The sequence below is a fragment of the Streptomyces sp. NPDC003284 genome, assembly GCF_053589675.1.
Window position 1 is genome coordinate 227,210 of record NZ_JBSFSI010000002.1, and the last position, 12,437, is coordinate 239,646.

Consider the following 12,437-nt stretch of genomic DNA (forward strand, 5'->3'; position numbering starts at 1 on the left):
GGGGGGCCGCTGGACGAGTGCTTTTCATGGCCGTCTGCCGGACAAGTACCAGGTATGCGCACAGTGGACCGCCTTGTCCTGGCGGGAACCTGCCACGGCAGCCATCCGCCACCGCTCGTCAACTCCCCTGCAACACAAGTCTCCTGACACTCTTCCCAGCACCGACGCAGCACTCGACGCAGCACTCGACGCAGCACTCGACCAAGCGGTCCGCCGCTTGCGAGGAAGAGAGGCACGGATGAGCAGAGGACCAGGCAGACGGAGAGCGACCCTCCTGTCGGCCGGGCTCGTGATCGCCCTGCTGCCCGCCGGGCAGGCCGCCGCCGGACAGGCGGCCGCCCACGACACCGGATCCGCCACCCCCACGACCCCCACGACCTCCACGACCAGCGCGTCCCGGTCCGCCGCGGCGGCCGGGAGACCGGCTGACGGCCCCCGCACCGTCACCCTCGTCACCGGCGACCGGGTCACCGTCACCCCGCTCGGCGGCGGGAAGAGCACCGTCACGGTGCGGCGGCCCGCGGACGCCACCGGCGCCGTCCGCACCACCGTGGCCGACGGCACCGTCACCGTCGTACCGGACGAGGCCCGGCCGTATCTGCGCGCGGGGCGGCTCGACCCGCGGCTGTTCGACGTGAGCGAGCTGCTGCGGCAGGGACTCGCCGACACCCGCACCGGGGAACTGCCGCTGATCGTGACCTACGGCAAGGACCGCGCGGTGCGCACCCCGCGCGGCGCCGCGCGGACCCGGGACCTCGCCAGCGTGCACGGCGCCGCCGTCGAGGCGGGCAAGGGGCGTGCGTTCTGGCGGGAGTTCACCCGGCCCGGCGGCGCGCGCACCCTCTCGCCGGACGGCGTCGACAAGGTCTGGCTCGACGGCCGGGTCCGCGCCGACATGGCCGAGTCCAACGCCCAGATCGGCACCCCCGAGGCGTGGGAGGCCGGACTGACCGGCAAGGGCGTCACCGTCGCCGTCCTGGACACCGGCGTCGACACCACCCACCCCGACCTGACCGGCCGCGTCGCGCGGACCAAGAGTTTCATCCCGGGCGAGGAGGTCGCCGACCGCAACGGCCACGGCACCCACGTCACCTCCACCGTGGGCGGCAGCGGCGCCGCCTCCGACGGCAAGGAGAAGGGCGTCGCCCCCGACGCCGTGCTCGCCGTCGGCAAGGTGCTCGACGACCAGGGCACGGGCAGCGAGTCGCAGATCATCGCCGGGATGGAGTGGGCCGCGCGGGACGTGCACGCGCGGATCGTGTCCATGTCGCTGGGCTCCACCGAGGCCAGTGACGGCACCGACCCCATGGCGCAGGCCGTCGACACCCTCTCGGCCGAGACCGGCGCGCTCTTCGTGATCGCCGCCGGGAACACCGGCGCGCCCTCCTCCATCGGCTCGCCCGGCGCCGCCGACGCGGCCCTGACCGTCTCCGCGGTCGACTCCGCCGACCAGGCCGCCTACTTCACCAGCGCGGGACCGCGCCTGGGCGACAACGCCCTCAAGCCCGACCTCGCGGCCCCCGGCGTCGACATCCTCGCCGCCCGCTCCCGGCTCACCGAGGGCAGCGGCGACTACACGACCATGAGCGGTACGTCCATGGCGACGCCCCATGTCGCCGGGGTCGCCGCGCTGCTCGCCCAGGAGCACCCGGACTGGGGCGCGGCCCGGCTCAAGGACGCGCTGATGTCGACGTCGAAGCAGCTCGACGCCTCCGCCTATGTGCTGGGCGCGGGCCGGGTGAGCGTGCCGGACGCGGTGGCCGCCCAGATCACCGCCACCGGCAGCGCCGACCTCGGCTTCTACGGCTGGCCCTACGACGGGAACAAGCCGGTCACCCGCACCCTGACCTACACCAACTCCGTTGACCGGCCCGTCGAGCTGACCCTGGCCGTCCAGGGCGCCCCCGACGGCGTGGCCGCCCTCGCCGACCAGCGGCTCACCGTGCCCGCGCACGGCACCGCCTCCACCACGGTCACCGGCGACGGCGCCAAGGCGCCGGTGGGCAACACGAGCGGGCAGATCGTGGCCTCGGCGGCCGGCACAGCCGTCGCGCACACCGCGTTCGGGCTGGTCAAGGAAGGCGAGCGGTACACGCTCACCGTGCACGTCAAGGACCGCTCCGGCGCCGCGACCGCCGCCGACCTCGCGGTGCAGCGACTCGTCGCGGACGTCGACCCGTTCAGCGCCCACGTCGACGACTCGGGCACCCTGCGGCTGCGGCTGGACCCGGGCATGTACAGCGTGTCCTCCTTCCTCGACGTGCGCGGCAGCCACGGCGCCGACTCCCTCGGGCTCGGCTTCCTCGCCGCGCCCGAGATCACCCTCGACCGGGACCGCGAGATCACCCTGGACGGGCGGCGGCTGCGCGAGGTCAGCGCCGACGTGGGCCGCCGCACCGAGCGGCGCCAGCTCCTCATGGAGTACGACCGCAAGGCGGGCGGTGCCGACCTGTTCGGGGCCGTGCAGGTGCCGCTGATGTACGACAGCGTGTTCGCCGCGCCGACCGAAAAGGTCCGGCAGGGCTCCTTCGAGTACCGGACCGTGTGGCGGCTCGGCGCACCCCTGCTGGCGGTCGAGGGCGTCGGTGACGCGCTCGTCCAGGCGGGCAGCACCCTCACCGCGGGCCGCAGCAGGCTGCCGCTGGTCGACATCGGCACCGGCGGCCTGACCGGCAGGAACGTACGCGGCAAGGCGGTCCTCGCCCGCGTCACCGACACCACCGACCCCGGCGCGCTCGCCCAGGCCGCGCAGGACGCGGGCGCCGCCGCGCTGTTCGTCACGGACGACGCGCCCGGCCGGCTCAGCCTGTGGTGGGGCACCGACGACAACGCCGACCGGCCGCTCCTGATCGCCTCGGTGAACGCCGCCGACGCCGCCCGGCTGCGCGCCGCCCGCCGCGTCGACATGACCGGCACCCCGCACACCCCGTACGTCTACGACCTGTCGGACGGCCACCCGGGCGCGGTCCCCGACCGCGACCTGACCTACGCCCCCGGCAAGCGTCAATTGGCCGCGCTGGACGTGAAGTTCCACTCCGGGCAGGCGGCGAGCGGCGGGGAGTTCCGGTACTCGATCACCGACACCTTCCCCATCGGCCTCGGCTTCCCCGAGAGCGCCGACTACCCGGCCACCCGCACCGACTACGTCTCCACCGGGCCCGGCCAGCTCTGGCACGAGTCGGTGACGCTCGGCGAGGGCACCCTGGAGGAGCGCAGCGGCCTGGTCCGCTACACCGGCGGCTCGCACCAGGAGCTGGACTGGTTCAAGCCCGTCTGGCACCCGTGGCTGGGCACCGGGCTCGGCTGGGGCCAGCAGCGCGCCGGGAACACCCTCCAGTTCAACGCGCCCGGCTGGGGCGACTCCGGGCCCGACCACACCGGCTTCGGCGACGTGTGGAGCGCGGAGAGCGGCATGACCCAGACGACGGTGGCCTATCTGGACGGCAAGGAGGTGGACCGCGGCACCAGTTCGAGCGCGTACGTCTGGGACGCGCCCGCCGACGCGCACACGTACAAGCTCGTCACCGACACCGCGCTGGACCCGGCCCGCTGGAAGCTCGCCGGGCGGGGCCACGCCGAGTGGACGTTCCGCTCGGCCGCCACCCCCGAGGACCACTGGAGCTTCCTGCCCCTGATCAACCTCGCTTTCGACGTCGGCACCGACCTCGCGGGCACGGTGCGGGCGGGCAGCCGGATCCCGGTGGGCCTGAGCGCCGCGTACGTGGCGGGCGCGACCGGCACCGGCACCCTCTCCGGGGGCCGGCTGGAGGTCTCCTACGACGAGGGCGCGACCTGGCAGCAGGTGCGGCTCTCCGGCGGGCACGCCTCCTGGAAGGGCACGCTGAGCGTGCCCCGGGGCGCGGCGACCGTCTCGCTGCGCGCCTCGGCGGGCGACGACCGGGGCGGCTCCGTGCACCAGGAGCTGGTCCGGGCCGTGGGGGTGCGGCAGCGGTGAGCTGAGCGCCGCGCGCACACGCGGGCGGCGCCGCCTCCCTGGGACGGGGAGGCGGCGCCGCCGTGCTGCTTCGCTGCCGTCAGATCAGCCAGCCGACGATGTGGATCAGGCCGGCGAGGACGTCAGTGAGGAAATTCATGATCGTGCTTCTCCTTGTGTTGCCACGTGTGGGACCTGCGCCGACCACGGTCTGCAGCCCGTCGCTTGCGCACCGTCAGTATCGTCCGCCCCACGGGCCCGGTACCGATCACTTCTGCGACGATCACCTGTTCCAGGGAACAACTGATCCCTTGTTCGGATGTTCGGAACGGCTGATGGATTCCTTCCCGCTCCTGGGTCTTCCCGGCCCGCTACGGCTCCACCACGCCCCGCACCACGCCCAGTCCGGCCAGGTCCTGCGGGCGCAGCCGCAACTGCTCGGCCGTGGCCGGTGCCTGCTCGGGCGGGCGCTTGAGGATGGCGGCGGCCAGTTCCGGGGCGATCACCGAGAAGTAACTGTCGGGCACGGCCCAGGTGTTGCCCGGCGCCGCCAGCGCGAGCGCGCCGCCCGAACCGCCCTCCCCGATCACCAGCGTGGTCACCGGCGTCCGGGCGGCGGCCACCGCGCCGAACAGGTCGGCGATGGCCGCGCCCGCGCCCTGCCGCTCCGCCTCGGCGTCGTTGGCGGCGCCCGGGGTGTCCACCAGCGTCAGCACCGGGATCCCGAGCCGGTCCGCGAGCCGGACCAGCCGGGCGGCGGTACGGTACCCGGCCGGCCGCGTGGCGGTGCCGTTCTGGGCGGCGTAGGCGACGGTACGGCCCTGGTGCGTGCCGAACCCGCAGAGCATGCCGCCCACTTCGTCCCGGCCGCCGGTGCCGGTGCCGGTCTCGGTGCCGGTCTCGGGGGAGGGGCCGCCGCCGCAGCGGTCGCCGCGCAGGGCGACGCGGTCGGTGAAATAGGCGTCCAGATACCGTTCGGCGCGCGGGCGTTCGGGGGCGCGGGCCCGCCGGACGGCCTCCCAGCCGGTGGCGGGCAGCCCGGTCGCGGGCGTCGTGCTCGCCGTAGCCGCCGTATCCGCAGCGGTCGTGCCGGTCGCAGCGGTCGTGGCGGTCGTCGCCGTCGGCAGCGCGCGCGGTGGGGGAGCGGGGGCGGTCGAGGGCGCGGTCAGCAGTCGCAGCCACCGGCCCAGCGTCGCGCGCAGCTCCCCGGGCGGTACGACGGCGTCCGCGGAGCCCGCCGCCACCTGCGCCTCGGCCGTGTACGCCGCCGGATCGGCGTCCGGCGGCCGGACCCGGGAACCGGCGAAGCCCACCTGGGCCCCGGGCAGCGCCAGCACCACGTCGGCGCCCGCGCCCAGCGTGGCCCAGCCGCCGCCGGTCGTCGGATCGCGCAGCACCGCGAGCTGCGCGAGACCGGCCGCCCGGGTCAGCGCGGACTGCCGTGCCACGCGCTGGAGCTGCGTCAGCGCGAGCATGCCCTCCTGCATCCGGCTGCCGCCGGTGGCCACCAGCGGCACGACGGGCAGCCGGTGCGCGCGGGCGTAGGTGTACGCGGCCTCCAGGCGGTCGCCGGTGCGGGTGCCCAGCGAGCCGCCGAGGAAGCCGAACTCGAAGGAGACCAGCACCGCGGGCGTGCCCTCGATCCGCGCGGTGCCGCACACGACGGACTCCTGTTCGCCGGTGCGCGCCGTCGCGCGGGCGCGGGAGGCGTCGTAGCCCTCCCAGCCGAGCGGCCCGTCGGGGCCGTCCGGCGCGACGGTGTCCGGCGCCGCGGTGTCCGGCGCGGCGGCGTCCGGGGCGCCCAGGGAGCCGGACGGCGCCGGGGCGTCGGGCAGTTCGGTGAAGTCGTCGGTGACCAGGGCTATCGCCTGGCGGGCGGAGAGGCGGTCGGCCATGGTCAGCGCCCGCCTTCGGCGGCCGGGTCGCCCTGCGGCAGCGCCCGCTTCATGATCTTGCCCATCTCGTTGCGGGGCAGCGCGTCGAGCAGCCGGACCACCCGGGGCCGCTTGTGCGGGGCCAGCCGCCCGGCCACATGCCCGGCCAGCTCCTCGGTGCCGGGCGGGGCGGCCGGGTCCGCCGGGACGATCCAGGCGACGATCCGTTCACCGAGGTCGGCGTCCGGCTCCCCGGTGACGGCGGCCTCGCGGACACCGGGATGCTCCAGGAGCGCGTTCTCGATCTCGCCCGCGCCGATCTTGTAACCGCCGCTCTTGATCAGGTCGGTGGCCTTGCGGCCGACGATCCGGACCGAGCCGTCCCGGTCGCGCACCGCCATGTCCCCGGTGCGGAACCAGCCGTCGCCGGTGAAGGCGGCGGCCGTCGCGTCGGGCCGGTTCAGGTACCGCGTGAACAGGTTCGGGCCGCGCACCTGGATCTCGCCGACGCTCTCGCCGTCGTACGCGGTCAGGGGTGTCCCGTCCTCCTCCACCAGCCGCAGACCGACGCCCGGCAGCGGCGGCCCGACCGTGCCCGCGCGGGCCTCGCCGTCCGCCCGCACACTCGTGTTCATCAGCGTCTCGGTCATCCCGTACCGCTCGATCACCCGCCGCCCGGTCGCCGCCGCGATCCGCTCGTGGTCGTGCACCGGCAGCGCGGCCGAACCGGAGACCAGCAGCCGGGCACCCGCCAGCGCCCCGGCCAGCTCGGGGGAGTCCGGCAGCGCCTCCGCGATCCGGTGGTACATGGTCGGCACCCCGAACAGCATCGTCGCCCCGTCCGACAGCTCCCGGGCCACGCCCTCCGTCGTGAACCGCCCCAGGTGCCGCACCGAGCCGCCGCGCCGCAGCGTGCCGAGCGTGCCGAGCACCAGACCGTGCACATGGAACAGCGGCAGCCCGTGCACCAGCACGTCCCCGGCGGTCCACGCCCAGGCGTCCGCCAGCGCGTCCAGGGTGTGGGCGACGGCCCGGCGCGGGATGACGGCGCCCTTGGGCGGTCCTGTGGTGCCGGAGGTGTAGACGATCAGCGCGGGGTCCTCGTCGCCCGCCCGGCCGTCCTCGGCCGGGACCGGCCCCCGCTCCCGTACGTCGACGTCGACGCGGCGCGATCCGGCGAGCACGCCGGGCAGTTCGTCACCGGGGGCGGCCAGCACCAGCGAGGGGGCGCTGTCGGCGAGGATGTGCCCCAGCTCCGTCCCGCCGGACCTCGGGTTCAGCGGTACGACGCTCACCCCGGCGAGCAGCGCGCCCACCACGGCCACGGCCGTCTCCAGCGCGGGCGTCGCCCAGACGGCGACCCGCTCCTGGTCCCGCACCCGCGCGCCGACGGCACCGGCCGCCGCCGCCAGTTCCGCATAGGTCAGCGCCCGGTCGCCGAACCGCAGGGCGGGCCGGGGCCCCGGGGCATCCGTCAGGGCCGGGAAGAGGGAGGACACGCGGCGGACTCCTTCGTCGTGTTCGTCGTTTTCAGGGTGTTCGTGGTGTTCGTCGTGTTCACGGTGTTTGTCGTGTTCGTCCGGGGCACCGGATGGACCGGCCGGTCACCTGACCAGTGTCCCGGTCACCGGACCCGGTCACCGGACCCGGCCACCGGCCCGGTCGCCCCAGGGGGCGCCGTGGCCGCCGGACAGGTGCCCGGGTCGGCCGTGGGACCGACAGCACCGTCCTACCCCGGACGCCGTCGTCCCACGACCGCGCTCAGGCCGGCCGCGAGCCGGACTTCGGCGGCGCGCGGCGCGGGATGCCCCGGCGCCGGAGCGACGGTGTGCCGCGCACGCCGCAAGGCGGCCCCGTCCTCGCCTCAGCGGGACTCCACCACGTCCGCGACCACACAGCTCACGTTGTCCGGGCCGCCCGCCGCGTTCGCCGCGCCGATCAGGGACCGTACGGCCGCGTCCGGGTCCCCGGCGGCGGCGAGCAGGGACCTGATCCGGTCGTCGGGCACGACCGCGGTCAGGCCGTCCGAGCAGAGCAGATACCGGTCGCCGGGCAGGGCGTCGTGCAGACGCAGGTCCGGGACGGGCGGGGTGGCGGTGCCGTCCAGGGCCCTGAGCAGCAGCGCGCGCTGCGGGTGGCTCACCGCCTCCTCGGGCGTCAGCCGCCCCTCGTCCAGCATCGCCTGGACCACGGTGTGGTCGTGGGTGACCCGGAACAGCCCGCCCTCGCGCAACAGATACGCCCTGCTGTCCCCGATGTGCACCAGGGCGAGCCGGGAACCGGTCCACAGCAGCGCGGTGAGCGTCGTACCGGCCTCCGCGCCGCCCGCCGCGTCCGCCACCGCCCGGGTCGCGCCCTGGACCGCGTCCTCCAGCAGGTTCAGCACGCTCCCGGCAGGCGGTTCGGCCGTGTCCAGCGCCTTCAGCGCCGTCACGGCCGCGCCGCCCGCCCGCGCCCCGGCGGGCCCGTACCCGTCGGCGACGGCGAGCAGCCGGGTCCCGGCGTAGGCGGTGTCCTGGTTGGCGGGGCGCACCCTGCCGCGGTCCGAGCGGGCGGCGTAGCGCAGTTCCAGCATGGTGATGTCCTTCCTCGGCGGTGTCGAAGAGCGGTCCGAACGTCGGTCAGGCACGTGGTCCGCGAGGTGGTCGAGGTGGTCGGCCAGGAACGCGGCGAGGTCCCGCCGTACGGCCGTCTCCGCCTCCACCCGGCCCCAGTGGGCGCGGATCTCGCGGGCGGCGGCGTCCGGCGCGAGCGCGCACACCCGGCGGATCCCGGCCAGCGGCATCCCCAGCCGCCGCAGCCACGCCACCAGCCGCGCCTGCTCCAACTGGTCCGGCGCGTAGTAGCGGTACCCGGTGTCCGGGTCGACCCGCGCCGGGCGCAGCAGCCCCAGTTCGTCGTACAGGCGCAGCGCCTTCGGCGAGAGCCGGGACGCCTTCGCGAAGGCGCCGATCGTCAGCATGGCCGTGCCCGTGTGCATGTGGACCTCGATTCCGTTCCCGCCACCGATGCTGGGGCTTCCCCGAAGGTGAAGGTCAACAGGGGTGTTCCGGTTGCGGCGGGGGTTGTTAGCGTGCGGGCGGTCCGCCGTCCGTTCCCACCCCTGCGGTGCCGTGCCGTGCCGTGCCGCGCCCGCCGAAGGAGCCCGCCGTGTCCCGTGTCGCCCTCGCCACCTACGACCCCGGCACCGCCCCGAGCCGGGACCGTGACCTCGGGCCGCTGGTCGCGGCGCTGCGCGCGGCCGGAGCGGACGCCGAGGCCGTGCACTGGGACGATCCGGACGCCGACTGGGCCGGGTACGACCTGGTCGTCATACGGTCCACGTGGGACTACAGCGGGCGCGCGGCGGAGTTCACCGCCTGGGCGGAGCGCTGCGCGAAGGCGACGCGGCTCGCCAACCCGGCCGCCGTCGTGCGCTGGAACACCGACAAGCGCTACCTCGGGGACCTCGCCGCCGCCGGGGTGCCGGTGGTGCCCACCCGGTACGTGCCGCCCGGGGAGCCCTGCGGGCCGCGGGACCTGCCCGGCGGCCACGACTTCGTCGTCAAGCCGGTCTTCGGCGCGGGCGCCCGGCTCGCCGCCCGCTACACGCCCGCCGAACGCGGGACGGCCGCCGCGCAGGTGGCCCGGCTGCACGCCGGGGGGCTGACCGCGATGGTGCAGCCCTATCTGGAGCGGATCGACGTCAGCGGGGAGCGGGCGCTCCAGTACGCCGGGGGCCGGCTGCTGCACGCCAGCCGCAAGCGGGCCGTGCTCTCGCCCGGCACCGCCTACGACGCTCAGAAGACGGCCCACCCGGGCCTTGAGCCGTGGACCCCGACCGGCGCCGAACTCGCCGTCGCCGAGAGCGCGCTGGCCGCCGTACCGGGCGCGCCCGAGCTGCTGTACGCCCGGGTGGACCTGGTCGACGGACCGGACGGCGCGCCGTGCGTGATGGAACTCGAACTGGTCGAGCCGAACCTGTTCCTGTGGCTGCACCCGGGCTCGCTGGAGCGGGTCGTCGCGGAGATCCTGGCCGCCGCCGCGGCGCCTACGCGTCCTTGACGCGTGTGCGCTGGAGCAGCCCCCAGGTGAACTCCGCGGCCACCTCGTGCGCCGCGCCCCGCGCGTCGGGCGCGGTGAAGGCGAGCCCCCAGCGGGTGGGCGCCGTGCCCTCCAGGGGGCGGGCCGGGGCGAAGGCGCGGGCGGCCTCGTCGACCGTGCAGGACCAGGGGGTGAGGTCGTCGAGGGTGCGCAGGACGGGCGCCGGGGCGCCCGGCGCCCGGACCAGCCAGGCGTTCCAGACCCGGCCGCGCGGCCCGCTCAGCACCTCCAGGCGCAGCGTGGGCCACAGCGGCAGCGGCCACTGCCGCGCCTCGCACTCCATGTCGCCGACGCGGCGGGCCGCCGTGGACTCGGGCGCGCCGAGCGCGCCGCGGAAGACGGCGTCCGAGTGGCCGCGCGGTGTGTGCGCCATCGCCTGCCACCGCTTGTTCGCCTCCCGCATCTCCGCCGCCGTGGCGCCCAGCTCGCGGCGCGCCTCGGCCACCAGGTCCGGCTGGTGGTCGGCCATGCGGCGCAGCAGCACCAACTGGACGTCGCGCGCGGTGAACGGCGGCCGGGAACCGGCGGCGGAGGCGGAGGCGGTCATACGCTCCATGATCGCCCACCCGGCGGCATGTGCCCCGCGCGCCACCGCCGCCCCATTGCCGCGCCCCACCCCCGTGGCTAGCCTGTGAACGTTCGTCGTTCGCCATGTCGGTCGCCTGTTGAAATCTCGAACAGGCCGGATTCAGGGAGGGGGCCGGCCGTGGGACGTCTCGTACCCGCCGTGACCCGGGCTCTGGACATACTGGAGCTCTTCCTCGACGGGGACGGCACGCTCTCCGCCCCCGACATCGTGCGCCGCCTCCAGCTGCCGCGCACCACGGTGCACGAGCTGGTCACCACGCTCGCCGCCCGCCAGTACCTCGTCCCGGTCACCGGGCAGCCCGGCCGCTACCGGCTCGGCGTCCGCCCGTACCAGCTGGGCAGCCGCTACGCCGAGCAGCTCGACCTGGCCGCCGAGGGCCAGCAGGTGGCCCGCTCGGTGGCCGAGACCTGCGACGAGACGGTGCACGTCGCGATACTGGAGGGCACCGACGTCATCTACATCGCGAAGGTCGACTCCACCCACGCGGTGCGCATGGTCTCCGCGGCCGGCCGCCGCCTGCCCGCCCACTGCACCTCGGTCGGCAAGATGCTGCTCGCCTCGCTGCCCGAGTCCGAACTCGCCGCGCGCGTCCCGGACGACGCGGTGCTGGCCGCGATGACGCCCGACAGCATCACCGACCCGGCCGTGCTGCGCGCGGCGCTGGCCGGGATAAGGCAGCGCGGGCTCGCCGTGGAGAACCGCGAGTCGAACCCGGACGTCAGCTGCGTCGCCGCCCCGGTGCGCGACCGCACCGGCGAGGTCGTCGCCGCCCTGTCCATCTCGGTGCCGATGGTCCGCTGGAGCGAGGAGCGCACCGGCGAACTGGAGCGGCTCGCCGTACGGGGCGCCGCCGAGCTGTCCGAGCGCCTCGGCCACCGGAGCGCGGCATGAGGCGGCCGGAGTACGAGGCGGCGGCGCCGGAGCGGGCCGAGCTGGGCGAGGGGCCCACCTGGGACCCGGCGGCCGGGCACCTGATCTGGATCGACATCCTCTCCTGCCGGGTGCACACCTGGGACCCGGCCACCGGGCGGCGCACGGTCCGCGCCACCGGGCAGCACGTGGGCGCGGCCAAGCCGCGCACCGGCGGCGGCCTGGTGCTGAACCTGCGCGACGGGGTGGGCCTGGTCGACCCGGGCCCGGACGGCGCGTTCCGCTGGCTGCACCGCGACCCGGTGCCCGGCCGCCGGGGCAACGACGCCGCCGTGGCCCCGGACGGCTCCCTGTGGGCGGGCACCATGCGCTACGACGAGGCACCGGGCGGCGGCACGCTGACCCGGGTCACCGGCGACGGCGCGGCCGAACCCTTCCTGACCGACGTGACGGTGAGCAACGGCATCGGCTGGAGCCCGGACGGCCGCCGGATGTACTACGCCGACACGCCCACCGGCCGGATCGACGTCTTCGACGTCCCGGACGGAGCCGACGGCGCCCGGCAGCCGGTGAACCGGCGTCCGCTGGCCCGGGTGGAGGAGGGCGCGGGCTTCCCGGACGGCCTGACAGTCGACGCGGACGGCTGCGTGTGGGTGGCCCTGTGGGAGGGCGGGGCGGTACGCCGCTACACCCCGGACGGCACGCTGGACCGGGTCGTGGAACTCCCCGTCGCCCGGACCACGGCGTGCGCGTTCGGCGGCGCCGGGCTGACCGACCTGTACATCACCTCGGCCCGCACGGGCCCTTCCGCACCGCACCCCCTCGCGGGCGCCCTCCTGGTCGTCCCGGACGCGGGCCACGGCCTCCCCCAGCCCGCCTTCGCGGGCTGACCACGGCGCAGCGGCCGGCCGGGACCGGCCGGCCCGTCGACCGCCCTGCCGGGCCCCGGGCGGGGCCGGAGGCGGCGGCCCCGGCTGTGCGGCGCCGTGCCGTGCCGGTGGCGAGGGCGAGGGCCCTTCGCCGAAGCCCCGGTGGGCTGCTCCCGGCCCGCGGACCGGACGGCGACAGCAGCCCAGGGCCCCGGCCC

At 76.0% G+C, this 12,437-nt stretch carries 8 protein-coding genes; 4 read left to right on the forward strand and 4 right to left on the reverse strand.

The window, feature by feature from the left end:
* Positions 1–238 precede the first annotated feature (238 nt).
* Positions 239–3,955 carry a S8 family serine peptidase gene (locus ACWDYF_RS04520; protein WP_389467112.1) on the forward strand — a complete coding sequence of 1,239 codons (3,717 nt, stop codon included), beginning with the start codon at positions 239–241 and terminating at the stop codon, positions 3,953–3,955.
* Between the two features lie 350 nt (positions 3,956–4,305).
* Here the strand turns inward: ACWDYF_RS04520 and ACWDYF_RS04525 are convergent, their stop codons facing one another.
* From ACWDYF_RS04525 to ACWDYF_RS04535, 3 genes are all read right to left on the reverse strand, one after another.
* Positions 4,306–5,829, reverse strand: a complete 1,524-nt coding sequence (locus tag ACWDYF_RS04525; RefSeq protein ID WP_389467109.1) for a carboxyl transferase domain-containing protein — start codon at positions 5,827–5,829, stop codon at positions 4,306–4,308.
* Positions 5,830–5,831: 2 nt separating this feature from the next.
* Positions 5,832–7,307, reverse strand: a complete 1,476-nt coding sequence (locus ACWDYF_RS04530; RefSeq protein WP_389467106.1) for an acyl-CoA synthetase — start codon at positions 7,305–7,307, stop codon at positions 5,832–5,834.
* Positions 7,308–7,672: 365 nt separating this feature from the next.
* The gene (locus ACWDYF_RS04535) at positions 7,673–8,788 is read right to left on the reverse strand and encodes a MerR family transcriptional regulator (RefSeq protein WP_389467103.1); all 1,116 of its coding nucleotides are present in this window, start codon (positions 8,786–8,788) and stop codon (positions 7,673–7,675) included.
* A gap of 170 nt (positions 8,789–8,958) precedes the next feature.
* On the opposite strand from ACWDYF_RS04535, the gene ACWDYF_RS04540 reads away from it, so the two are divergent.
* Positions 8,959–9,852 carry an ATP-grasp domain-containing protein gene (locus ACWDYF_RS04540; RefSeq protein ID WP_389467101.1) on the forward strand — a complete coding sequence of 298 codons (894 nt, stop codon included), beginning with the start codon at positions 8,959–8,961 and terminating at the stop codon, positions 9,850–9,852.
* Here the strand turns inward: ACWDYF_RS04540 and ACWDYF_RS04545 are convergent.
* On the reverse strand, positions 9,839–10,438 hold the full coding sequence (locus ACWDYF_RS04545) for a hypothetical protein (RefSeq protein WP_389467098.1): 600 nt from the start codon (positions 10,436–10,438) through the stop codon (positions 9,839–9,841). The genes ACWDYF_RS04540 and ACWDYF_RS04545 overlap by 14 nt on opposite strands.
* 159 nt (positions 10,439–10,597) lie before the next feature.
* Between ACWDYF_RS04545 and ACWDYF_RS04550 the strand changes: the two genes are divergently transcribed.
* Both ACWDYF_RS04550 and ACWDYF_RS04555 read left to right on the forward strand, forming a co-directional pair.
* Entirely contained in the window at positions 10,598–11,371 is a 774-nt protein-coding gene (locus tag ACWDYF_RS04550) for an IclR family transcriptional regulator (protein WP_018570666.1), read from the forward strand.
* Positions 11,368–12,240: an SMP-30/gluconolactonase/LRE family protein gene (locus ACWDYF_RS04555; protein WP_381743364.1), complete on the forward strand. Its 873-nt coding sequence runs from the start codon at positions 11,368–11,370 to the stop codon at positions 12,238–12,240. Before ACWDYF_RS04550 ends, ACWDYF_RS04555 begins: the two co-directional genes overlap by 4 nt.
* Positions 12,241–12,437 lie beyond the last annotated feature (197 nt).